This window comes from Nonomuraea sp. NPDC049480, assembly GCF_044465905.1.
Classification (GTDB): domain Bacteria; phylum Actinomycetota; class Actinomycetes; order Streptosporangiales; family Streptosporangiaceae; genus Nonomuraea.
Genome location: NZ_JBITMD010000005.1, coordinates 19,354 through 42,211 on the forward strand (window position 1 = coordinate 19,354; position 22,858 = coordinate 42,211).

The 22,858-nt window shown below is 68.6% G+C and carries 19 protein-coding genes and 1 pseudogene; 8 read left to right on the top strand and 12 right to left on the bottom strand.

Translation table 11 applies throughout. The annotated features are described in order from the left end of the window. Window positions 1-224: 224 nt before the first annotated feature. Together ACIBX3_RS16050 and ACIBX3_RS16055 are read left to right on the top strand one after the other, a co-directional pair. Window positions 225-983, top strand: a complete 759-nt coding sequence (locus tag ACIBX3_RS16050) for a DsbA family protein (protein ID WP_397117442.1) — start codon at window positions 225-227, stop codon at window positions 981-983. Between the two features lie 2 nt (window positions 984-985). Further along, window positions 986-1,606, top strand: coding sequence for a vitamin K epoxide reductase family protein (locus ACIBX3_RS16055; protein WP_397117444.1), 621 nt, complete (start codon window positions 986-988; stop codon window positions 1,604-1,606). Between the two features lie 440 nt (window positions 1,607-2,046). Here the strand turns inward: ACIBX3_RS16055 and ACIBX3_RS16060 are convergent. The 4 genes and pseudogenes from ACIBX3_RS16060 to ACIBX3_RS16075 all read right to left on the bottom strand — a co-directional run bounded on the left by ACIBX3_RS16060 (window position 2,047) and on the right by ACIBX3_RS16075 (window position 6,149). Beyond that, window positions 2,047-2,375, bottom strand: a pseudogene (locus ACIBX3_RS16060) (alcohol dehydrogenase catalytic domain-containing protein). A gap of 196 nt (window positions 2,376-2,571) precedes the next feature. Further along, complete coding sequence (adh, locus tag ACIBX3_RS16065; protein ID WP_397117446.1) at window positions 2,572-4,089, bottom strand: aldehyde dehydrogenase; 1,518 nt, start codon at window positions 4,087-4,089, stop codon at window positions 2,572-2,574. Between the two features lie 200 nt (window positions 4,090-4,289). Then, window positions 4,290-5,495 carry a transcriptional regulator gene (locus ACIBX3_RS16070; RefSeq protein WP_397117448.1) on the bottom strand — a complete coding sequence of 402 codons (1,206 nt, stop codon included), beginning with the start codon at window positions 5,493-5,495 and terminating at the stop codon, window positions 4,290-4,292. 243 nt (window positions 5,496-5,738) lie between these two features. Continuing rightward, window positions 5,739-6,149: a pyridoxamine 5'-phosphate oxidase family protein gene (locus tag ACIBX3_RS16075; protein WP_397117450.1), complete on the bottom strand. Its 411-nt coding sequence runs from the start codon at window positions 6,147-6,149 to the stop codon at window positions 5,739-5,741. A 73-nt stretch (window positions 6,150-6,222) separates the two neighbouring features. Between ACIBX3_RS16075 and ACIBX3_RS16080 the strand changes: the two genes are divergently transcribed. After that, the gene (locus ACIBX3_RS16080; protein ID WP_397117452.1) at window positions 6,223-6,414 is read left to right on the top strand and encodes a hypothetical protein; all 192 of its coding nucleotides are present in this window, start codon (window positions 6,223-6,225) and stop codon (window positions 6,412-6,414) included. Window positions 6,415-6,569: 155 nt separating this feature from the next. Here the strand turns inward: ACIBX3_RS16080 and pflA are convergent, their stop codons facing one another. Beyond that, on the bottom strand, window positions 6,570-7,295 hold the full coding sequence (gene pflA, locus ACIBX3_RS16085) for a pyruvate formate-lyase-activating protein (RefSeq protein WP_397117454.1): 726 nt from the start codon (window positions 7,293-7,295) through the stop codon (window positions 6,570-6,572). Between the two features lie 10 nt (window positions 7,296-7,305). Continuing rightward, complete coding sequence (gene pflB / locus ACIBX3_RS16090; protein WP_397117456.1) at window positions 7,306-9,552, bottom strand: formate C-acetyltransferase; 2,247 nt, start codon at window positions 9,550-9,552, stop codon at window positions 7,306-7,308. Between the two features lie 302 nt (window positions 9,553-9,854). On the opposite strand from pflB, the gene ACIBX3_RS16095 reads away from it, so the two are divergent. Then, on the top strand, window positions 9,855-10,373 hold the full coding sequence (locus ACIBX3_RS16095; RefSeq protein ID WP_397117458.1) for a flavodoxin family protein: 519 nt from the start codon (window positions 9,855-9,857) through the stop codon (window positions 10,371-10,373). A 317-nt stretch (window positions 10,374-10,690) separates the two neighbouring features. Then, on the top strand, window positions 10,691-11,668 hold the full coding sequence (locus tag ACIBX3_RS16100; RefSeq protein ID WP_397117460.1) for an Acg family FMN-binding oxidoreductase: 978 nt from the start codon (window positions 10,691-10,693) through the stop codon (window positions 11,666-11,668). 312 nt (window positions 11,669-11,980) lie between these two features. On the opposite strand, the gene ACIBX3_RS16105 is transcribed toward ACIBX3_RS16100, so the two are convergent. Next, on the bottom strand, window positions 11,981-13,273 hold the full coding sequence (locus ACIBX3_RS16105) for an IS110 family transposase (protein WP_397117462.1): 1,293 nt from the start codon (window positions 13,271-13,273) through the stop codon (window positions 11,981-11,983). Window positions 13,274-13,644: 371 nt separating this feature from the next. On the opposite strand from ACIBX3_RS16105, the gene ACIBX3_RS16110 reads away from it, so the two are divergent. Next, window positions 13,645-14,913 (top strand): IS110 family transposase, encoded by a 1,269-nt coding sequence (locus ACIBX3_RS16110; RefSeq protein WP_397117464.1) that lies wholly within the window; start codon window positions 13,645-13,647, stop codon window positions 14,911-14,913. 182 nt (window positions 14,914-15,095) lie between these two features. Here the strand turns inward: ACIBX3_RS16110 and ACIBX3_RS16115 are convergent, their stop codons facing one another. The 4 genes from ACIBX3_RS16115 to ACIBX3_RS16130 all read right to left on the bottom strand — a co-directional run bounded on the left by ACIBX3_RS16115 (window position 15,096) and on the right by ACIBX3_RS16130 (window position 19,760). Next, the gene (locus tag ACIBX3_RS16115; RefSeq protein WP_397117466.1) at window positions 15,096-15,800 is read right to left on the bottom strand and encodes a CBS domain-containing protein; all 705 of its coding nucleotides are present in this window, start codon (window positions 15,798-15,800) and stop codon (window positions 15,096-15,098) included. Then, entirely contained in the window at window positions 15,797-16,417 is a 621-nt protein-coding gene (locus ACIBX3_RS16120; protein WP_397117468.1) for a CBS domain-containing protein, read from the bottom strand. The genes ACIBX3_RS16115 and ACIBX3_RS16120 overlap by 4 nt, the downstream gene beginning before the upstream one ends. Then, window positions 16,402-17,082, bottom strand: coding sequence for a CBS domain-containing protein (locus tag ACIBX3_RS16125; RefSeq protein ID WP_397117470.1), 681 nt, complete (start codon window positions 17,080-17,082; stop codon window positions 16,402-16,404). The genes ACIBX3_RS16120 and ACIBX3_RS16125 overlap by 16 nt, the downstream gene beginning before the upstream one ends. Before the next feature lie 86 nt (window positions 17,083-17,168). Continuing rightward, on the bottom strand, window positions 17,169-19,760 hold the full coding sequence (locus ACIBX3_RS16130) for a GNAT family N-acetyltransferase (protein WP_397117472.1): 2,592 nt from the start codon (window positions 19,758-19,760) through the stop codon (window positions 17,169-17,171). A gap of 164 nt (window positions 19,761-19,924) precedes the next feature. Between ACIBX3_RS16130 and ACIBX3_RS16135 the strand changes: the two genes are divergently transcribed. Together ACIBX3_RS16135 and ACIBX3_RS16140 are read left to right on the top strand one after the other, a co-directional pair. Then, the gene (locus ACIBX3_RS16135) at window positions 19,925-20,629 is read left to right on the top strand and encodes a universal stress protein (protein WP_397117474.1); all 705 of its coding nucleotides are present in this window, start codon (window positions 19,925-19,927) and stop codon (window positions 20,627-20,629) included. 124 nt (window positions 20,630-20,753) lie between these two features. Continuing rightward, window positions 20,754-22,151, top strand: coding sequence for a wax ester/triacylglycerol synthase family O-acyltransferase (locus ACIBX3_RS16140; RefSeq protein ID WP_397117476.1), 1,398 nt, complete (start codon window positions 20,754-20,756; stop codon window positions 22,149-22,151). A 16-nt stretch (window positions 22,152-22,167) separates the two neighbouring features. On the opposite strand, the gene ACIBX3_RS16145 is transcribed toward ACIBX3_RS16140, so the two are convergent. Continuing rightward, window positions 22,168-22,773 (bottom strand): hypothetical protein, encoded by a 606-nt coding sequence (locus ACIBX3_RS16145; RefSeq protein WP_397117478.1) that lies wholly within the window; start codon window positions 22,771-22,773, stop codon window positions 22,168-22,170. Window positions 22,774-22,858 lie beyond the last annotated feature (85 nt).

Consider the following 22,858-nt stretch of genomic DNA (forward strand, 5'->3'; position numbering starts at 1 on the left):
AGGATGGCGGAAGCGCGGACGACATCCGATCCGGGACCAAGGTCCACAGGGTTGGGACTTTCGGCCCGGGTGTGGGTGCGGCGGTGTCCTCCAAGCTGGACGCGAGCGCCAGCGACAGGCCTCTGGCCAGGGCCGAGCGCCGGTCAGGAATGGTGACGAACGCGCTGATGACAACGCGTTGGCCGTCTGGCGCTCGATCCCTTGTCCAGCGAGGAAACGAGACCATGAGCACCGAGGCACGAACCAAGTCCCGCGAGCTACGCAACGCCCTGGCCGCCGCCGAGCGGCGCAGGAAGAAGCGCACCCGCCTGGTCGCCACCGGCGGCGGCCTGATCATCGTGGGCCTGCTGGTCGCCATCGTGATCAGCTTGATCAACGCGGCGGGTAACGGCAGCTCCCCGGCAGCCCAGGGCAGCGGCAAGGCCCCGGCGATCGCGACGGCCGGCGGGGCGCTGGCCGTGGGCAACGCGGTGGCTCCCGTGAAGCTCGAGGTCTACCTTGACTACATGTGCCCGTACTGCGGGCGCTTCGAGCAGGCCAACAGCGGCGAACTGGACAAGCTGGTGGCCGACGGAACGGTGCGGTTGGAGCTGTACCCGCTGTCGTTCCTGGACCAGGCATCCAGCGGCGCCAAGTACTCCACGCGGGCGGCCAACGCCGTCGCCACCGTCGCCGACCGGGCGCCCGACAAGGTCCTGGCGCTCAACACGGCGCTGTTCGCCAAACAGCCCGCGGAGGGCAGCCGCGGCCTGTCCGACGACGAGATCGCCACGCTGGCCCGCAATGCCGGGGTCCCGGCGGACGTGGTGGCCGCCTTCACCGGCCGCAGCTTCGAGTCGTGGATCGCGACCTCGACAAAGGCCGTTTTCGACACGGGGATCTCGGGCACACCGACCGTGAAGATCAACGGCAAGGTGTTCGAGGGCGACCTCTACACGGCCGGCCCGCTGACCGCGGCCGTGACCGCGGCCAAGGGCCAGTAGCGGTGACCGCGGTCCTGCCGCGCCTGCACGCGCTCCGGCACTCCAACGCCTGGATCTTCGGAACCATGATGTTGTCGGCGTGCCTGAGTCTGACCGCGTCCTTCGTGCTGTCGATCGACGCGGTGCGCCTGGCGGCCGACCCGGGCGCGGATCTGTCCTGCAACATCAACAGCGTCATCAGTTGCGGCACGGTCGGCAGCTCCTGGCAGGCGCATCTGCTCGGCTTCCCGAACGCCTTCCTGGGGCTGGTGGCCGAGCCGGTCGTGATCACGATCGCGGTGGCGAGCCTGGGCCGGGTACGGTTCCCGCGCTGGTTCATGTTCGCCGCGCAGATGGTCTATACGTTCGGCCTGATCTTCGCGTACTGGCTGTTCTACCAGTCCATGTACGTGATCGGCGCGCTGTGCCCGTGGTGCCTGCTGGTGACCGTGTCCACGACGCTGGTGTGGTCGACGCTGACGCACGTGAACGTCCGCGACGGCAACCTGTTCCTCCCCCGCCGCGTGCAGGCGTCGATGTCCAGGGTCATCGACGCCGACCTGGACGCCATCGCCGTCACGATCTGGATCCTGATCCTGATCCTGGCCGTCGTGCTCAAGTACGGCTGGGCACTGTTCGGCTAGCGTCACTTCGCGGTCGGAACGCCCACGCGGCCAAGCTCACCAACCATCCTCGAGGTGCGAGGACAGGATTCGGTGTCATCTCGCCCGCACCCTGTATGAAGACGAGGCAATGGGGAGCTCATCGAAGTTAGCGGTTGAGGACCTCAGTGCCTGCTGTGTGGTCACCTGCCCCCTTAGGTCACTGCGGTGACCTTGGACAACAGCCCTGCGGATCACCCCCTTACACAGGGATATCTAACCAATCCAGACACATCGACGTCCGTGGAGGAGCGGGTGAGGGGGCGCAGGCCGGAGACCTTTACGGCCTTGTAGGTGGTCACGCCGGCGCAGGCCAACGGGGCGGCCTCCAGCGGGTCGACTCCGTCGGGGACGTTGACCACCTGGCGGGCGTATGCGACGGCGTATTCGGCACGGGCACCGTCGATGGCGTAGCCGGTGTTCTACTGCGCCTCGCACAGGGTCTCCCGGCCGCTGACACAGTAGTCGCAGGCGCCGCAGGCGTAGCCGAGCCACGGGATGGCGAGCCGGTCGCCGACGGCGTGCTCGGTGACGGCCGCGCCGACCTGTTCGACGATGCCGACCCCTCGTGTCCGGGAGTGAACGGCAGCGTCGGCTTGATCGGCCAGTCGCCGCGAGCGGCGTGGATGTCGGTGTGGCACAGGCCACTCGCCTCGATCCGGACGAGCACCTGGTCGGCGGCAGGGGTAGGCACGGGCAAGTCGCGGATCTCCAGAGGCTTGTCGAAGGCGGTGACGATCGTGGCGCGCATGAAAACACTCCTTCTGACCGGGAGAGCGGACTGGACGGGGAAAGCGGGGAAGCTTCAGCCTCAGAGAAAGGCGGGAGGCGGGCTTGGGACGAAGGTTCGGTGTGCGGAGTTCGGTCTTGCGATCGGGGAGGGCCGGATCCCCGAGAGATCGCACCCGCCTGGCCTGCGGGCGGGTACGCCCTCTCGGCGGTGGTTGTCAGAAGAAGCCGAGTCGCTTGGACGAGTAGCTGACCAGCAGGTTCTTGGTCTGCTGGTAGTGATCCAGCATGGCGCGGTGGTTCTCACGGCCGATGCCGGACTGCTTGTAGCCGCCGAAGGCGGCGTGGGCCGGGTAGGCGTGGTAGCAGTTGGTCCACACGCGTCCGGCTTTGATGCCGCGGCCGAGCCGGTAGCCGGCGTTGATGTCGCGGGTCCACAGACCCGCGCCGAGGCCGTACGGGGTGTCGTTGGCGATCTTGAGGGCTTCGTTCTCGGAATCGAAGGTGGTCACCGAGACCACCGGGCCGAAGATCTCCTCCTGGAAGATGCGCATGTCGTTGGTGCCGCGGAAGACGGTCGGCTGGATGTAGTAGCCGCCCTCCAGACCCGGGACTGTACGGGGGCTGCCGCCGGTGAGGAGTTCGGCGCCTTCCTTCTTGCCGATGTCGATGTAAGAGAGGATCTTCTGGTACTGGTCGTTGCTCGCCTGGGCGCCGATCATGGTGGCGGGGGCGAGGGGGTCGCCGCCGACGATGGCCTCGGTCCGGGTGATCGCGCGGGCCATGAACTCGTCGTAGATGGAGGAGTGGATCAGGGCGCGGGAGGGGCAGGTGCACACCTCGCCCTGGTTGAGGGCGAACATCACGAATCCCTCGACGGCCTTGTCCAGGAAGTCGTCGTCGGCAGACAGGACGTCGGGCAGGAAGATGTTGGCGCTCTTGCCGCCAAGTTCCAGGGTGACCGGGATGATGTTCTGCGCGGCGTACTGCATGATCAGCCGCCCGGTCGTGGTCTCGCCGGTGAAGGCCACCTTGGCCACCCGGGGGCTTTCGGCCAGCGGTTTGCCCGCCTCGGTGCCCAGGCCGTTGACGATGTTGAGGACGCCGGGCGGGAGCAGGTCGGCGATCAGCTCCATCACCAGCAGGATGCTGGCGGGGGTCTGTTCGGCCGGTTTGAGGATCACGCAGTTGCCGGCCGCCAGCGCCGGGGCGAGCTTCCAGGCGGCCATCAGGATCGGGAAGTTCCACGGGATGATCTGCGCCACGACGCCGAGCGGCTCGTGGAAGTGGTAGGCGACGGTGTCGTCGTCGAGCTGGCTGACGCCGCCCTCCTGGGCGCGCAGCACCCCGGCGAAGTACCGGAAGTGGTCCACCGCCAGGGGCAGGTCCGCGGCGAGGGTTTCGCGTACCGGCTTGCCGTTCTCCCAGGTCTCGGCGACGGCGAGGCGCTCCAGGTTGGCTTCGATGCGGTCGGCGATCTTGTTGAGGATGTTCGCCCGCTCGGCCGGGGAGGTGCGCCCCCACCGGTCGGCGGCGGCGTGCGCCGCGTCCAGGGCCAGCTCGACGTCGGCGGCGGTGGAGCGCGGCACCTGGGTGAAGACCTGTCCGTTGATCGGGCTGAGGTCGTCGAGGTACTCGCCGCCCACCGGGGGTACCCACGCCCCGCCGATGAAGTTCTCGTACTGCTGGGCGTAGGTGACGATGCTGCCCTCGGAGCCTGGGGGTGCGTAAGCCATGATGTCGTCTCTCCTTCACGCGGCGCTGACAAAGCCCACGGTGACCACGTGAGGTTGGCGAAAGGTTGGCGGGTGTCCGGGAAGGCGTGGCGAGCCGGTCACGGCCGAAAAGGGCGAGAGCGCAGGACGGTGTGCGGCGGTGTGGTGTGCGGGAGCGGAGCAGCGGTAGGCGGCGAAGGTCGCCTCGGCAGAATCGCCGCTCAGTCGCCCAGGGCACTTCGGCGGCGCGCCAACGCTACTCCGCGGCGTGCATCGCCGGCGGGCAGCAGGGCCAGGGCTCGCTCGTGGACCTCCAGGTCGTAGGGGTGCAACGCGCCGTAGGCGAGCAACGGCTCCGGCCGCCCGGACCGGAGCACGACCTCGCGTACGGCCACCTCGAGGTGCTCGCGCCACATCCGGATGCCAGGCGCATCCGACGACGGCAGTAAGGGGCCGCTGTAGGCGGCGACGGCCTGCTCGCCCCGGCCGGCCGCCAGCAGGGAGAGCACCTCGGCCGCATCGCACGCGATCGGCTCAGTGAGTTCGTACCGCCGCATCGACAGCGCCCCGCGCAGCGCGCTCCTGAGGTGAGACACCTCCGCCTTCAGCGTGGCCGCCGTGACGCGCCGCTCGCCGTAGAGCGCATCGCGCAGCCGCTCGGGGGACATCGCGTGCCCATCGAGCGTCAGCAGAGTGAGGATCTCCAACTGGCGGGGCCGCAGCCGTACCGGGGCGACGTCTCGCAGCAGCTCCGCGTCCCCCAGGCAGCGCAGGTACAGGCCCGGCCGGCCAGGGGTCAGACTTTCGGCGAGCCGCTGCTCGATGCCGGTGACCAGATTAGTCAGCGCGGGCATGGCCAAGGGGTGGGACCGATCCCAGGTGCTGGACAGGTCCAGGACGCCCAGCACCCGCCCGTCCGGTGCCTTGATCGGAGCTGAGTAGCAGACCCAGCCGTGCAGGGCCTCCACCAGATGCTCGGCCGAGAATACGGTGGCCGGCAGCCCGTGCCGCAGCGCCAGCGACAGCGCGTTGGTGCCCATCGCCAGCTCGTCCCATCGGCCGCCGGGCGCGAAGTTCACCGTCTCGGCGCGGCGGCGCATGACCCGTCCCCCGCATGTCCACAAGATGGTGCCCGACTCGTCGGTGACCGCGGCAACGAATCCACCATCCTCGGCGATCGTGCGCAACCCATCCGAGACCGCTTGCACGGGCTCGCGGAGCACTGAACGGGCCCACCGGTCGTCGGCGGCGGCATCCACGGGCGCGCAGCCACGTTCAGGGGAAATCCATCGGATCGACCGCCGCCACGACGCGACGATCTCCTCGCGCAGGCTGGCCTGCTTGCTCGCCCGGTCGCCCGCGACCCACCCCGCCCAATGGCGATGCAGCCGGTCACGGCGCTCACGCAGCGTAGCGTGCCGATCCATGCACAATCCTCGAATACGTGCTCATGAGCCGCGCTCCCTTGAGCCCGTCGGCCGATGTCGTTCCAGCATGAGGGACGCGCCCAGCTCACGCCAGGGACTAAAGTCCCAACCCGTGACGACCAATTCGCATTGAGGCGTAGGACCGAATTCTCCAGGCTTGGCAGCCTTACGGTGAGCGGGTGCCTCATGTGCCACCCTGAAGGCCGTCCAACGTCTGGAGGGCTGCTTGCTTGATCTGGATGATCAGGTGGGCTGCTGGATGCGCCGACCGGTGGCCTCCACTGTGGCGATGACGATGAAGTGGTCGCGGCCGCCTGTCCACGGCGTCAGCTGCAATCCTTCCAGCCGGGCGATCTCTGCAGGGTCGTCGGCGACACGTGCATACCCTACGACGGTGACCGACCAGCCGTTACGTTCCTTTGGGTCGAAGTCGTCGACCTCGAAGGCCACGACCGCACGGCGGGTGGCGGCCGCCAGCTTGGAACCGGCCGCCGTGCGGATGACGATGTCCTGCCCGTCCATGCAGAAGTTGACCGGTTGCACGGCCGGTAGGGCGCGGTCGGTGAAGACGATCCGCCCGATCGGGCGTGAGGGCAGCAGGCGCATGCACTCCTCGTGGGAGAGCACCTGCAGACCGGCCGAGTCGAGTTTCATATCGTCAGCCTGCCAGCGTCCCTGCCGGCCGGGTTAGGGACGAAAGTCCCGTGACAGCTGCCAATCGCCCTCGGTGGCGGAGCTGGCGCTGGTCAGCAACCTGGAGGAGATCAGCGATGGCCAGGCCGAGTGGGGGATCGAGATGGCGCGGGAAATCCTGCCGTACGTGAGCGACTGCAACGGCCTTTCGCTCATGGTCAAGACACTGTCCGAGGACGACGTCGTGCACATCCCTGGCCACTCGCGACGTGGCCATGGAAACTAACATCGACCTGCTGACCTGGGCACGTACGATCCGGGCCGGTGCCTCTGAGGTCGCGCTTCCCGTCCTGATCCAGAGCGGCATCCACCGCGAGCACAGCCGCTCGTCAGCCGCGCTGGGTAGCGTGACTGCACTGAGCGCCGTGACTAAAAATCAAGCTAGACGGCGTTGAGCCCTTGGTCGCGGAACTGGGCGCGGACACGATCCAGCAGCGCGTCGTCCGGCGGCGTCACGTCGGCCAGCGGGAAGCGTAGGCCGAGCCGCTGGTACTTGCCGGTGGCCATACGGTGGAACGGTAGTACGTCGACCCGTTCGACGTTGCCGAGGTCCGCGACGAAGCGGGCCAGCCCGTCCACGTTCTCAATGGCGTCCGTGAGTCCAGGGACCAGGACGAACCGCACCCAGGTGGGCCTGCCGAGCCGGGCGAGCTGGCGGGCGAAGCGCAGCGTCGGTTCTACGGGTCCGCCCGTGACCTGCCGGTAGGTGGCCGGGTCGTAGGATTTGATGTCGAGCAGTACCAGGTCGGTGTCGGCCAGCATGGCGTCGGTGGCGCGGATGCCGAGCAGGCCTGAGGTGTCCAGAGCGGTGTGCAGGCCGCTGTCGTGGCACCGGTGCAGCAGTTCGGCGGTGAAGCGGGACTGGAGCAGCGGTTCGCCGCCGCTGATCGTCACGCCGCCACCGGCGATGGAGATGAAGCGCCGGTACTTGCCGATCTCGGCCATCACCTCGTCGGTGCTGACCTGGCGGCCGTCGCGCATCCGCCAGGTCTCCGGGTTCTGGCAGTAGAGGCAGCGCAGCGGGCAGCCGCAGGTGAACACGACGAACCTGGTGCCGGGGCCGTCCACCCCGATCGACAGGTCCCAGGAGCTGATGACGCCGTTCATGGCCGGCCGCTCACAGGGAGCCGTGGAAGGTGCGGTTGATGACGTCGCGCTGCTGGTCGGGGGTTAGGCGGACGAAGTTGACCGCATAGCCCGAGACGCGGATGGTCAGCTGCGGGTAGCGGTCGGGGTGTTCCATGGCGTCCAGGAGAACGGCGCGGGTGAGCACGTTGACGTTCATGTGGAAGCCGCCGGCGTCGAAGTAGCCGTCGAGCACCCCCACCAAGTTGCCCACCCGCTCCTGAGGCGTGCGGCCGAGGCCTTCGGGGGTGACGGTGTTGGTCAGGGAGATGCCGTCGAGGGCCTGGTCGTAGGGGAGTTTGGCGACGGACAAGGCGGAGGCGATCACGCCGTGGCGGTCGCGGCCGTTCATCGGGTTGGCGCCGGGAGCGAAGGGTTCGCCGGCGCGGCGGCCGTCGGGGGTATTGCCGGTGTGCTTGCCGTAGACGACGTTGGAGGTGATGGTGAGCACCGACTGGGTGTGCTCGGCGTCGCGGTAGGCGGGGTGGCGGCGGATCTTGTCCATGAAGGAGCGGACGAGGTCGACGGCGATGGCGTCGGCGCGGTCGTCGTTGTTACCGTAGGCCGGGTAGTCGCCTTCGACCTGGTAGTCGACGGCGAGGCCGGTGGCGTCGCGGAGGACCTTGACGCGGGCGTGCCTGATGGCCGACAGGCTGTCGGCGACCACGGACAGGCCGGCGATGCCGCAGGCCAGGGTGCGCTTTACCGGATAGTCGTGCAGGGCCATCTCGATGCGTTCGTAGGCGTACTTGTCGTGCATGTAGTGGATGATGTTGAGCGCGTTGACGTAGGTGGCGGCGAGCCAGTCCATCATCCGGTCCAGCGCCTTGCCGACCTCTTCATAGTCCAGGTACTCGCCGGTCAGGGGCGGGTGTTCTGGGCCGACCTGGGCGCCGGTGATCTCGTCGCGGCCGCCGTTGATCGCGTACAGGAGGGTCTTGGCGAGGTTGACGCGGGCGCCGAAGAACTGCATCTGCTTCCCGACCGGGGCGGCCGACACGCAGCAGGCGATCGCGGTGTCTTCGCCGAAGCGGGGCCGCATCAGCTCGTCGCTCTCGTACTGCAGGGCACTGGTCTCGATCGACAGGGCGGCGCAGAACCGCTTGAACGGCTCGGGCAGCCGCGGCGACCAGAACACGGTCAGGTTCGGCTCGGGCGCGGGGCCGAGGTTGCGCAGCGTCTGCAGGTAGCGGAAGCTCGTCCGGGTGACCAGGGGGCGGCCGTCGGCGCCGATGCCGCCGATCGACTCGGTCACCCAGGTGGGGTCGCCGGAGAACAGCTGGTCGTATTCGGGGGTGCGCAGGAAGCGGACGATGCGCAGCTTGATGACGAAGTCGTCGATGAGCTCTTGCGCCTGCTCCTCGGTGATTCGGCCCTCGGCGAGGTCCCGCTCCAGGTAGATGTCGATGAAGGTGGAAGTGCGGCCCAGCGACATGGCGGCGCCGTTCTGCTCCTTGATGGCGGCCAGGTAGGCGAAGTACAGCCACTGGATGGCCTCGCGGGCGGTGGCAGCCGGACGGGAGATGTCGTAGCCGTACGAGGCCGCCATGCGCTTGAGCTCCTCCAGCGCGCGGATCTGTTCGGCCAGTTCTTCCCGATCGCGGATCACCGCGTCGATGGCAGGCTCGTCATCCAGGGAGCGCAACTCGGCGCGCTTGGCCTCGACCAGCCGGTCCACGCCGTAGAGGGGCACGCGGCGGTAGTCGCCGATGATCCGGCCGCGGCCGTAGGCGTCGGGCAGGCCGGTGATGATGCCGGAGCGGCGGGCGGCCAGGATCTCGGGGGTGTAGGCGTCGAAGACGCCGTCGTTATGGGTCTTACGGTACTTGGTGAAGATCTCCTTCACCGCCGGGTCGAGCTTGTAGCCGTAGGCGGCCAGGCCGTTCTCCACCATGCGCAGCCCACCGGCGGGCATGATGGCCCGCTTCAGCGGCGCGTCGGTCTGCAGCCCCACGATCAGCTCACGGTCACGGTCGATGTAGCCGGGCGCGTGCGCGATGATCGACGAGGGCGTCGAAGTGTCGACATCGTGGATCCCGCGCTCACGCTCCTTGGGGAACAGCGCCGACACTGCCGCCCACACGGCCCGCGTCCGCTCCGTCGACCCTGCCAGGAAGTTCTCATCACCCTCGTACGGCGTGTAGTTGTCCTGGATGAAGGCACGCACGTCCACGGTCGACCGCCAGGCCGCACCGTGGAAGCCCCGCCATGCCCCGAGTTCGGACGTCGTGGCTTTCATCGTTTCCCCTTCGCCTCGAATGTTCGCTTTCACTCTTGTTGAAGGGGTGCGCCGTCACATCGGTCCAAGGACATCAGCAGGAGGGACGAAGGTCCCCGAAGATCGATGCCTTTCGACTTCGTGCCCCCGGCTGGGTGAATTCAGGACCAACGACGACCTGAACCGGGACTTTGGCCTCGGGTCCTGGCGAGCACTCTTCGCGATGGTGGAGGTGGCAGTCCGACTTGGCCGAGAGTTCGGTCGCGGGTGCGGCCAGGTGGGATATCCCGCCCTGCACCCGAGCCCCCGAGAGGAGGCATGCGATGCATGCGCTGGTCGTCTACGAATCCATGTACGGCAACACCAAGGAGATCGCCGAGGCAGTGGCCGAAGGGCTGGCCGCCCGGATGCCGGCCGAAGTGGTGGAGGTCGGCTCCGCACCCTCCGCCGTGGGGGAGGAGGTGCGACTGCTCGTGGTCGGAGGGCCCACGCACGCCTTCTCCATGAGCCGGGCCTCCACCCGGAAATCCGCTGCCGAGCAAGCTGAAAGACCACTGGTCTCCCGTGGGGACGGCGTGCGGGAATGGCTGGCGACGCTCCGCACCTCCTCGGCCGGGCTCGGCTCGGCCGCGTTCGACACCCGCATCGTCAAGCCGCGTATGCCGGGCTCGGCCGCCCGTGCCGTTGCCAAGCGGCTGCGCCGCCTGGGCATCCGGGCGGTGGCGCCGGCACAGAGCTTCTACGTCTCCGGCACGCAAGGGCCGCTGGTCGAGGGTGAGTTGGAGCGGGCCAGGCAGTGGGGAGAGAGCCTTGCTGCGTCATTCCCGGTTCCGGCTGCCTGACGTACCCGCGAACTGGTGTTGGGGGACGGCACGATCAGCCCGTCGTGGGGGCGGGCAGCGGTGGGCGGCGTCTTGCGGAAAGCGTCATCGGAGCAGGCCGTTTAGCCTGTACGCGAAGTCACTCGCGGATGGCGTAGGCAGGCGGGGCGCTGATCGCATGGTTGCCGCCCCATTCGAGTCGATAACGGGGCCGCCCAAGAGAATGCCCATGTTCGCTATCAGAGGGGCCCTACGTCCCTGGGGCGAAGGACCTTCGCCCCTGACAGTGGAGGCCTCCGCGTGATGGACTGAGAGTGAGACCCATGGAGGTGAGTGCCATGGCCATCCGTTCGGTCAAGCACGCGCTGGACGCTGCGGTGGATGCCGCGCGCTGGGCGCCTTCCGTTCACAACACGCAGCCCTGGACCTTCTCGATATCGGAGAACGAGATCAGCCTGCGGGCCGACACGGACAGGAAACTACGCGTCGAGGATGCCTCGGGGCGGGAGCTGCTGATCAGCTGCGGCGCGGCCCTGTACACCATGCGTACGGTCATGAGCTGTGAGGGGTTCGAGCCTGTCGTGCGCGTCCTGCCGGATCCGGACCGCCCGTCGTTGCTCGCGACGCTCCAGCCGGGTGCCGAGACGCAGGCCGACGAATCCATCAAGGCTCTGAGCGGCGAGATCGAGCGCCGCCGCACACACCGGGCGGGCTTCGCCGACGTGCCGGTGCCGGACAAGCTCATCGACAGGCTGGTCAGCGCGGCCGCGGACGAGGGCGCCAAGCTGACGCCCGTTCGCTCGGACGCAGCGGTCAACGTGATCGCCGCGCTCACTCAGGCCGCGCAGGGCGTGCAGGCGCAGGACCAGCGCTTCAGCCTGGAGGTGATCCGCTGGGCCAGGCCACCGGGCAGCGGTCGCAGCGATGGGGTGCCCGCGGAGGGCTATCCCCGCGAGGCAGCGCGTACCGAGCCGCACTTTCCGCAGCGCGATTACGCCTGGGGACATGACTGGGGCAGCCAGACGAACCAGGGAGCCTCGACGGCTACCGGGGTCGCGGCGCTGCTCACCACGCGGGGCGACAGCCGCCAGGACTGGATCGACGCCGGGCAGGCGCTGCAACATGTGCTCCTACACGCCTCGGCGTACGGCGTCAGCGCCGCCTTCCACACACAGGCCCTCGAGATGGAGTTGCTGCGCGAGTTCATGAGGCAGGAGCTCTGCTCGGGCGAATACCCGCAGATGATCATGCGGTTGGGCGTCACCTTCGACGAGAAGGGCTCGATGCGCCGTCCGCTGTCCGAGATCATCTGGTGAGGACCCAGGCCTGCCGGCCGGCGGCGGTCATCTCGTCAGATCGTTGCTGGACGACGGCTGCGTGGTGATCGCCGGTGGGGGAGCGGCTTTAGCGGCTTTAGCGGCTTTAGGCTCTGATATCCCTGCGGGGATGCCCGTTCCGGGCTGAAAATCGGGGTGGTTGCCCGCCGACGTCGTGTCTCCTTGGCCCGTTTGAGGTCGTGCTGTGACGAAACTTGGGTCCCGGCCATCGCGCGGCAGCGAACAGTGGATGGGCAGACGGGATCGGTGGCGCGGTCGTGATGGTGTGACCGGCCACTGACCTGCCGGATTTCAGGCCGCCGGTTCCTGTGGTTGGTCGGGGTCGGGTTGATCTGCCGGGCCGGGGCTGGGCGCGATTAGGGTGACCTGGTAGCCGAGACGTTCGAGGGTCTTTTGGTAGCGGGCGGCCAGGTAGTGGGCCTGGCGGGCTTCGCGCCGGTCGTAGAAGTCGCCACCGTCTTCGCGGTAATCCTCGCCTCGGGCCATGACCACCCAGCAGACGCGCAGCAGCGTGTGAGCGGTGGCGACCGCGGCCTTCTTGGCGTGCTGCTTGCCGAAACGGCGTACCAGGCGGCGCAGCCGGGCTCCGATTCTGGATCGGGTGCGGGAGGCGCCCCAGGCGGCTTCGACCATGGCGGCCTTGAGGTGCTTGTTGCCCTTACGAGTGGTGGCCCGCCGGCGCTTGCCCGCTGATTCCCGGTTCCCGGGGGCCAGCCCGGCCCAGGCGGCCAGTTGCTCGGGGGTGGGGAAGCGGGACATGTCCGCGCCGGTCTCGGCGACGATCACCTCGGCGGTGCGCCGTCCGATCCCGACGATGGTCATCAGCCGGGTGATGACCGGCTCGAAGACGGTGGCGGCTTCGGCGACCAGGCCATCGAGTTCGGCGATCTTGCCGGTGGTGTGGTCGTAGGCGTCCAGATGGAGTCGGCACATGGCGGCGTGGGTGGCGGTGAAGCGCCCGTCGCAGGCCGCCACCAGGTCCTCGTGCTTGTGCCGAAGGACGCCGCGGGCCAGACCTGCCAGCAGGTGCGGGTCGCGTTCTCCGGCGATCAGCGCTTCGATCATGTCCCGGCCGGAAATGCACAGCAGTTTGGAGGCGACCGAGTCGATTTTGATCCCTGCGTCCTCCAGCACCTTGGCCAGCCGCTGTCCCTCACTCATGCGGGCCTCGATGAGCTTCTTGCGATAGCGGGTGCGGTGCCGTAGCGCTGCCACGTTCTGGGCGGGGATGAAGCTCGGGCGCAGCAGGCCGAATTGGTGCAGTTCAGCGATCCACTGGCAGTCACGGATGTCGGTTTTGCGACCCGGGACGCTCTTGAGGTGCTCGGCGTTGGCCACGCACACCTCGATCCGGCCCGTCTGGGCCAGCGCGTGGTAGACGGGCCACCAGTACACGCCGGTCGATTCCATCGCCACGTCGGTGACGCCGAGCTCGACCAGTTCGGCGGCCATTTTCTGCAGCGCTCTCCAGAACGTGCGGTAGCTCCGGACGAACGGCTGGTGCTCGCCGGGCAACCGGATGGCCACCCATAAGATCTTCTTGTGCACGTCGATCCCGGCCACCGCCGGGTGGACGACCTCCATTGCGCCTCCATGCTCTGCCCCCGAGGATGGATGAGGTGCGTCGTCCGCGGAGCCCGCGACAACATCGAGATGCTGTGACACGCGCTCGTAGCGGCAATCCGGGGTACCTACCGGGCAGGCTCCAGCGTCAGTCTTTAGAACAGCCTCGCAGGTCCAAGCGAGTACGACGTCAGCGGGCGACGCACCCCAAGTTTCACCTATCCGCGGGCGCCACGAAGTGGCATGGGGTCTTTAGTCGGACGCCGGGAGCCGCGCCATGGGCCCTTCACTGTTGCCTCGAGCACGCGGACTAGATTCGCTCCGTCCCCATGCGGCTCTTGCGGGCACCGTGCGGGGTTCACCGAGGTGGAGCGCGGAGTAGGGAGGGCGGAATGCTGGAAGAGGTCAGGGACCATGAAGAGATCATCGAGCGGATCGCCGCCCTCGATATCGGCAAGGCCAGCCTGGTGTGCTGCGTGCGAGCACCCGACGAGCGGCGTTCCGGCCGCCGCGTGCAGGAGATCACCTCCTACGCCACGATGACCCGCTCGCTGCTGGGCATGGCCGATCACCTGCGGGCGCTCGGGGTGACCCGGGTGGTCATGGAGGCGACCAGCGACTACTGGAAGCCGGTCTTCTACCTGCTGGAAGCCGCCGGATTCGAGACCTGGCTGGTCAACGCGCGCGATGTCAAGCACCTGCCCGGGCGCGCCAAGACCGATCGGATCGACGCCGCATGGCTGTGCAAGGTGGCCGAGCGGCAGATGCTGCGTCCCAGTTTCGTGCCGCCGGCCGAGATCCGCCGCCTGCGTGATCTGACACGCTACCGGGTCGACTTGGTCGTCTCGCGCACCGCCGAGAAGCAGCGCGCTGAGAAACTGCTGGAAGACGCGCAGATCAAACTGTCGGTGGTGGCCAGCGACATCTTCGGCGTCTCCGGGCGGGCGATGATGGCGGCGCTGATCGCCGGGGAGCGCAACCCGCGGACCCTGGCTCAGATGGCCCGCTCCAGCCTGCGCAAGAAGATCGACGCGCTTGAGGAGGCATTCACCGGCCACTTCACCGACCACCACGCTTTCCTGCTGGCCAAGATGCTGGCCCACGTCGATCAGCTCAACCGGGACATCGCCGAGGTGGATGCCAGGATCGAGGAGCACGTCGCCCCTTTCGCCCAGGCGGTGGAGCGGCTGGATGAGATCCCCGGCGTGGGTCGCACCGCCGCCGCGATGATCCTGGCCGAGATCGGGCTGGACATGAGCCGCTTCCCCACCGCCGGCCACCTGGCCTCCTGGGCTCGCTTCGCTCCCGGGGTGAAGGAATCGGCGGGCAAGAAGAAGGGCCGCGGCACCACCGGGCACGGCAACCCCTATCTGGCCCGCGTACTCGGCGAAGCGGCCGTGGTAGTCGGCCGCACCGACACCTTCCTGGGCGAGCGCTACCGGCGCATCGCCCGTCGGCGAGGTACCAAACGCGCCATCGTCGCCGTGGGGCGCTCCATCTTGACCATCGTCTGGCACCTGCTGTCCACACCCGACGCCCACTTCGTCGACCTGGGCTCGGACTTCTACGACAAACGCATTAGCACCGAACGTCGCAAACGCAAGCACATCCGCGAGCTCGAAGCCCTCGGCTACCGGGTCAGCCTGGAACCAGCCGCCTGACCAGCTTGAGCTAATCATCGGCCCGGGCACGTCACTGTATGCCAGGGTTCGCTGCCGCCTGCCTGCTTACTCACTGATTTTCGGACTAGGCGGAAGAGACGCGTTGGCGGCTGCTTGACGCCTTGACGCCGACCCCGACCCGGTAGTGGCCAGGTCGGGGGAGTAACGGATACCCCATCAGATCAGGCCCCGCCCCAGGCGACAGGGAGTTTGACGATGTCGTCGTGCTTCCACGTGAGCTCGTCGTGGGCGGCGACCACGCTGTCGATGCGCTCGGTCATACGGACTGCGGCGATGGCGTGGCTGTGCTTGTCGAACTTCCCGGTCAGGGTGACGACGGCGTCGGCCACGGTGACGCCGAGGTCGGTGACCTCGCCGGGGACGGCTTGGAGGGCTTCTCGCACCTGGTGCTCGATGTCGATGTCGGCGCGGAGGAAGACCTTGATCAGGTCGCGGCGGCTGACGATGCCGACGAGCCTGCCTTCGGCGTCGACCACGGGCAGGCGCTTGACGCCGTGCTTGTCCATCTGCCGCGCCGCCAGCACGACGGCGACGTCGGGATTGGTGGTGTGGGCCGGCGAGGTCATCAGCGCGCCGGCGGTCTCGCCGAGCGCCTTGTAGAAGCCGCTGCCCTCACTGCCGACGGTGTGGCGGATGCGGGCACGCAGCGGCGGGGTGTAGCCGTCGCCGTAGTAGCGCTCCTTGAATTCCTGTTTGGCGAGCAGGTCGGCCTCGGACACCACGCCCAGGACGCGGTTGTCGTCGTCGAGCACGGGCACGCCGCTGACGCCTCGGTTGATGAGCAGCTCGGCCACGGTGTGAAAGGAGGCGTTCTGGTTGACTGCGGCCACGTCGGTGGTCATCACGTCCTGAACTATGGTTCTCATGGTGATCTCCTGAGGTGCTTGACCCGGATGACGCCGGGCACGGTGCGGGCGAGCAGGCCGGCGATGTGGTCGGCGTGCTCGTGGGGTGGCCCGGACAGCTCGGCCACGCCGTTGTGCACGGCGACGTCCCAGCCCGGGCCGGAGGGATACTGCTCGCACAGCGCAGCTACAACGGCGTCGCGCAGGTCCTCGTCGGAGCGGGCGAGCATGGCCATGAGGTCGCGGCGGCTCACCATACCGACGATCTCCTTGCCGCGCAGCACAGGCAGACTCTTGATCCGTCTGCCCACCATGAGGTCGATGGCGGTGGTGACGTCGGTGGTCTCGGCGACGGTGACCACGTCGCCGGTCATGACCTCCATCACGCGGCGCGGCGGCTCGCCAACGGTGGCGAGGGGGAGCACGGTGGCGCGGGGGTCGGGCTCGAACTCGCCGCGCAGCAGATCCAGCTCGCTGACCACGCCGACGAGGCGGTCGCTGTCATCCACGACGGGAGCGGCGGTGATGTCATGGCTGTACAGGATCCGGATGGCCCGCCGCACCGGATCGGTACGGCGGACCGTGATGACCGGGCTGCTCATGACCTCGCGCACGAGCACGGCTAGCCGACCTCCCACTTGGAGTCGTCCTGCTTCCAGGTCAGCTTGTTGACGACGTCGACGACGCCGTTGACCCGGGCGGCCATGCGGGCGGCGACGCCGGTCTCGGTGCGGCGGTCCATCCAGCCGGTCAGCGTGACCACTCCGCCTTCCACCGTGACGGTGACCCCGTCGGTGTCGACCCACAGGGTGCGGCCGAGGATGTCGTCGCGGATCTCGACGGCGATCTCCTGGTCACCGCGCAGGAACAGCTTGACCAGGTCACGGCGGCTGACAATGCCCTGCAGGCGGCCGTTGTAGTCGACCACCGCGAGCCGCTTGACGCCGTGGGCGTCCATCAGGCGGGCGGCCGCGACGGCAGTCGCCGCGGGGTGGATGGTGATCGCGGGGCTGGTCATCAGCTGGGCGGCGGTGTCGCCGTCAGCCTTCTGACGGCCCTTGGGGCGGCGCAGCCGGGCGCGCAGCGGCGGCCGGTAGCCCTCGCGGTAGAACTCCTCCCGGAACTCCTCCTTGCGCAGCAGGTCGGCCTCGGAGATCATGCCGATCACGTGGTTGTCGTCGTCGGTGACCGGGACGGCGCTGATGCCGCCGGTGATGAGCGCTTCGGCGATGTCTTTGAACGGGGTGGCGGCGGTGACGGAGACGACTTTCTCTGTCATCACGTTCGCGACGGTCATATGCATGCTTACCTCCTTGGTGGTCGCTTTCATCACATCTCCTGGACGGCCCAGGAAGTAGGGACGGAAGTCCCGAGCAGGACGGTCGTTGGTCAGCGCATGCGGCGCAGCAGTGGCGAGGGCGGCTGCTCGCACGGCGCCACTCTGATTCGCGCGTCCACCGTGGTGGCGCCGTCCGGTGTGACGATGACGGGGTTGAGGTCCAGTTCGGCCACCTGCGGCAGGTCTTCCAGCAGCCTGCCGATCCGTGTGACATGGTCGGCCAGGCTCTGGACGTCCAGGGGCGGGGAGCCACGGTAGCCGCGCAGCAGCGGGGCGCAGCGCAGCTCGCCGATCATGTCGGTGGCGTCGGTGATGGGCGGCACGCGGAAGGCGCGGTCGGCCAGAAGGTCCGCCGTCACCCCGCCCATGCCCACCATGACGAGTGGTCCGAACGCCGGGTAGTTGACCCCACCGACGATGATCTCCACGCCCGCTGGCAGCATGCGCTGGACGACTGCGCCCGTCATCTCCTGGCCGATCCGCGCCGACATCGCGTGGTAGGCCTGCCGCACTTCATCGTGTGACCGCAGGTTGAGCAGGACACCGCCGACATCGCTCTTGTGCACCGGACCCACGGCCTTGAGCACGCAGGGCAGGCCGACGCGAACTGCCGCCTCCACCGCGGCCTCAGGGCTGTGCGCATCTAGCGTCTCCGCAAAGGGAATGCTGTAGCTGCGCAGCAGCTGGGCGGTGGCTGCGGGCGAGAGCCAGCAGCCCTCAGGATGCTTCGCCAACTCCGCCTGAACGATCTCGCGGGCCGTAGCCACGTCCACCGACATCGGCGCGGCGGTGGATTCAATAGGGCGTCGGCGCCATTCGGCGTAGCGGACCGCGTGCGCCAGGGCCTGCACGGCCTGCTCGGGGAAGCCGTAGCTGGGCATGCGGCCGTCGATGAGGCCGTCGTGGCCGATGACGCAGGCCAGCACCGTCTTGTCCGTATCCTTGGCAGCCTCGGCGATGGCCTGGCGGGTGGCGTCGAGGCCATCGCCGAACGGCGGGGTGTAGACAACGAGGACCGCGTCCACGTCCGGTGCCTCGACGAGCGCCTTGACGGCGGCGCCGATCTCGGGGGCGCTGGCATCGGCCGTCAGGTCGACGGGGTTGCCCACCGAGGCGGCGGCACGGGCGTCCAGCAGCCCGGGCGGCAGCTCCGGAACGACGAGGCCGTGACGCTCGCAGGCGTCGGCGGCCATCGCCTGCGGTCCGCCGGAGTTGCCGACGATCGCGACCCGGCGGCCGGCGGGCAGCGGCTGGGCGGCCAGCAGCTTGGCGGTGTCGATCAGCTCGTGCACGCTGTCGAGCCGGATCACACCGGCAGCGCGGACCAGCGCATCCACCGCCACGTCGGGGGTGGCCGCGGCGGCGGTGTGCGAACGCACCGCCCGGTCACCCGCTCCGCCGCGGCCGCTCTTGACCAGCAGCACCGGCTTTCGTGCCCCCACCCGGCGGGCGATGCGGGCGAACTTACGCGGGTTGCCGAACGACTCCAGATACAACGCGATCACATCGGTGCCTGGGTCGTCCTCCCAATACTCGAGGAGGTCGTTGCCACTGACGTCGGCCTTGTTGCCGACCGACACGAACGAGGAGACATCCAGCCGCTCCAGCAACGCGGCACCCACCGCGCCCGATTGCGACATCAGCGCCACCCGGCCACGGACGGGGCGGTGCGGCAGGAAGCTGGCATTCAGCCAGGCACCGGTGTTCACCACGCCCAGACAGTTCGGCCCGACCAGGCGCATGCCAGCCGCACGGCAGATCTTCAGCAATTCGGACTCCACGTCGCGCTGTCCGGTCTCGGCGAACCCGGACGACAGCACGACAAGCCCGGCCACGCCCGCATCCGCGCAGTCGCGGGCCACGTCCAGCACGTGCCGGGCAGGCACCGCCACGACCGCAAGATCCACGCCATGAGGGACCTTGGCATGGCAGGCCAGTCCGGCGATCTCGGTGGCGTTCGGATTGACGGGGTGGATCGGCCCGCGGAAGCCGCCGTCGATGAGGTTGCGCAGCACCTTGTGCCCGACGGCCCGCTCGTCGCGGCTGGCGCCGATCACCGCTACCGAGCGGGGCGCGAGCACCCATGCCAGTGACGCCCGTCCCGCTTCGTGATCGCGAGCCGCGATCCCCTCGTGCAACCGAGGGGTGGGTTCGGCGGCGATGGTGACGTGCAGCATGCCCTCCTCGAAGCGTTGCGTCAGCTCCAGGCCGAGGTCTTGCAGCACCCGCAGCATCGGCCGGTTCTCACCCAGCACGTCCGCCACCAGTTCCCGAACCCCATGCGCGGCGGCGTCCAGCGCGACGTGCTCGAGCAGCAAGGTGCCCAGGCCGTGCCCGTGCACGGCGTCGTCGATGAGGATCGCCAGATCGGCACTGCCATCGCAGCTGGAGATGTACTCCGCTACCCCGATCAGTCGCCCACCGAAGCCGGCAACCAGAGCGTGTCCGCCGTATTTGTCGCTGGTGATGCGGTCCATATAGGAGTGTGCGGTCTTGCGGCCACCAGTGAAGAAGCGCAGGTACGCCGAGCGCTCTGAGGAGCGGTCGATCAGCTCGTGCAAGGCGTCGCGGTCGGTGGGGCGCAGTGGGCGCACGTGGGCGATGCCACCGTCACGCAGCAGTACGTCGTATCCCTCGGGCATGCCGGTCTCTCTTCCGCGATATGGCTCTCGATCCCGAGGTTGTCCGCCGGCCTCGTGCGGCGGACAGTGCCGTAGGACCCTCGCCTTTGGGGCCGAAGGTCCCTGCTCATCGAGCCATGGATACGTGAGGCTGGTCCCATGGACGTTCGAAGGGGGCCGCTGACATGAACCACATCGTGCTCGGCTACGACGGCTCGGACTTCTCCATGCAGGCCCTGGACTGGGCGCTCGACGAGGCCGAGCTGAGGAAGCTGACACTGACTGTCGCCCACGCCTGGCAATGGCCGTACGGCGAGGCGGAAGAGGAAGCCAAGGCCCACCTGCGCAAGGCGGCCGAGCACGTGCTATGGCACGGCGCCGACTGCGCCCGCTCGACCAGCGCGGGCGTACGCGTCGAGACCGACCTGTACGAAGGCCCCGCCGCGGAGCGCCTCGTCGAGCTTTCCAGCACCGCCGAACTCGTCGTGGTCGGCTCCCGCGGCCTCAGCGTGCTGCCCCGGGCGGTCGTCGGCTCGGTCGCCGGATACGTTGCCGCCCACGCCGACTGCCCCGTGATCGTCGTACGCGGCCCAGGACCACTGCCCGCACCCACCGACCCCGGGCCGATCGTCGTCGCCGGCAAGGAGCCGGACACGGCCGTGCTGGAGTTCGCGTTCGGCGAGGCCGCCCTGCGCCGGCTTCCCCTCGCCTCCACAGCCGACCTGACCGAGTGGGTGACACGCCATCCTGAGGTTCGGACCCAGGCGGGCGACGCGGTCGATCGCGCCACTCTGATGGTCATCGGCCGCACGCGCGCCACCCGCCTCGGCCCCGCGAACTACCTTCTCCAGCACGCGCCCTGCCCGGTGGCGGTGGTGTCCGAAAGCTGACCCTCGGATTGGGGGCAAGGGCGTGGCAAATGGCGGGTCGGACCAGGACTTAAGACTCTGTGCACCCACGCGTCCCGCTCGGAGGCTTGAGGAAACCCACACAAGACCAAGGGGAGGGCCGACAATGACCGACCACCTCAGCCCACTGGACGCGGCCTTCCTCGAAGTCGAAGACGAGGAACCGGAGGTCTCGATGGCGATCGCGTCGATCGCCGTCATGGAGGGCCCACCGCCGTCCAAGGAAGAGCTCGTCGCGGCCATGCGGCGCAGGTTACCGCTGGTCCCCCTGTACCGGCAGAAGGCCCGGCAGGTGCCGTTCGACCTCGGCGCGCCCGTCCTGGTCGACGATCCGGACTTCGATCTCGACCGGCACATCCTGCACGCGAGCGTGGCAGAGCCGGGAGACGATGCGGCGCTGTGCGAGCGGATCGGCGAGATCATGTCGCGGCGCCTCGACCGAGACCGGCCGCTGTGGGAGTACTGGCTGCTGGACGGGCTGTCCGGTGAGCGCTGGGCGCTGGTGTCCAAGGTGCACCATTGCCTGGTCGACGGCGTCTCCGGCGCCAACCTGTACTACGTGCTCTTCGATCTGTCGCCCGACGGGAACGGCAGCGAGGCGCCGCTTGATGCCTATGCCCCCGATCCGGAGCCATCGACGCCGCGCCTGATCGCCGACGCGGTGCGTGATCTGTTGCTCAACCCGATCGAGCAGCTCCGCATGATCGGCGAGGCGCTCCGCACGCCACACGCCACCGCGCAGCGCATCGCGGACACCGCCCGCGGTCTGCTGACCTTTGCGGGTTCACTCTGGCCGACAGCCCGCTCCACGCTCAACGGCCCCATCGGCGAGCGCCGCCGCTACGCCGTCGCCCGCGCGTCCTTGGCTGAGATGAAGCAGGCCGCCCACCAAGCCGGCGCGAGCCTCAACGACGTGGCGCTGTCTGCCATCACCGGCGCCTTCCGCTCCCTGCTGCTCCAGCGCGGCGAGGATCCGGACCCGCACGCCGTGCGCACGGCGGTGCCGGTGTCGGTACGGTCCCGTGGCGAGGAAGGCGTCTGCGAGAACCGGATCTCGGTCATGCTGGCGTTCCTCCCCGTGCATCTGGCCGACCCCGACGAGCGCCTCCAAGCTGTGCGCGCGCACCTCACGGAGCTGAAGGCCAGCATGCAGGCGCAGGCCGGTGAGGCGATGACCACGCTGGCCCGCCACGAGCCGTTCCCTCCCGTATCCTGGGTGACCCGGTTGCTCGCCCGCCTTCCGCAGCGCACCGTGGTCACGGTCACCACGAACGTCCCCGGGCCGCCCGTGCCGTTGTACCTCCTCGGCCGCCGCGCCCTGGAGCTCTTCCCATACGTCCCGATCATCGCCAGGCTGCGCACCGGCGTCTCCGTCTTCTCCTACTGTGACCAGGTCACCTTCGGCGTGACCGGCGACTACGACACCGTGCCCGAGGTCGAGCAGTTCGCGCGCGCCATCCAGGACGAGCTCGGCAGGCTCGTCCACCCGGCCGCCGCCGCATGAACTCGGGAGGAAAGTCTTACGGTTGCCTGGGGTGGCGCCATTGCTCGGCGGCCCGCACCCATCCGGCCTCCCACTCGCCATACCGGACCAGGTCCAGCCGCCGGCGGAAGACCAAGAACGCCGTCAGCACGAGCAACCCGGTCCCGAGCACGACCAGAAGCCCCATCACCATTCCTCGCCCGGCGAGTACCGCACCGTCAGCGGGCGGTGAGGCGGGTGCCCCGGCGGCATCGATCCACACCGGGACCACCGAGCCCACCTTGGCCAACGGGGGTGCGGGCACCAGGCCGCTTCGCGCCGCGCCCTCAGGGGTCGTCCAGCGCGCCATAGCCTCCGGCTTCGCGGCGGGGACCTCCGAGAACGACACGCGGGCGGCTGGAGCGTCCTGCGTCAACGTGGCCATGACCTGCCGTCGAACTCCGGTCCCGACGCTCTGATCTCGCACAGCGCCCTCGTAGACCGCCCGCCCGGTGACCACGGCAGGCCAGAGACTGACCAGCACCAGGACCACAGTCGCCAGCATGAAAAAGGACTCCAGCCGATCGGAACGGCGGCGCAATGGATTGTCGTCGTGCCGGTACAGGCGCACACGCAGCAGCAACGGATGAATCGAGCTCTTCATCGGACAACCTCCTTCAGCACACTGTGAGAGGAGCCAGGCGGGAACTGCAGAGCCGTACGGCTCCTGGGTGAGGGCCGAAAGTCCT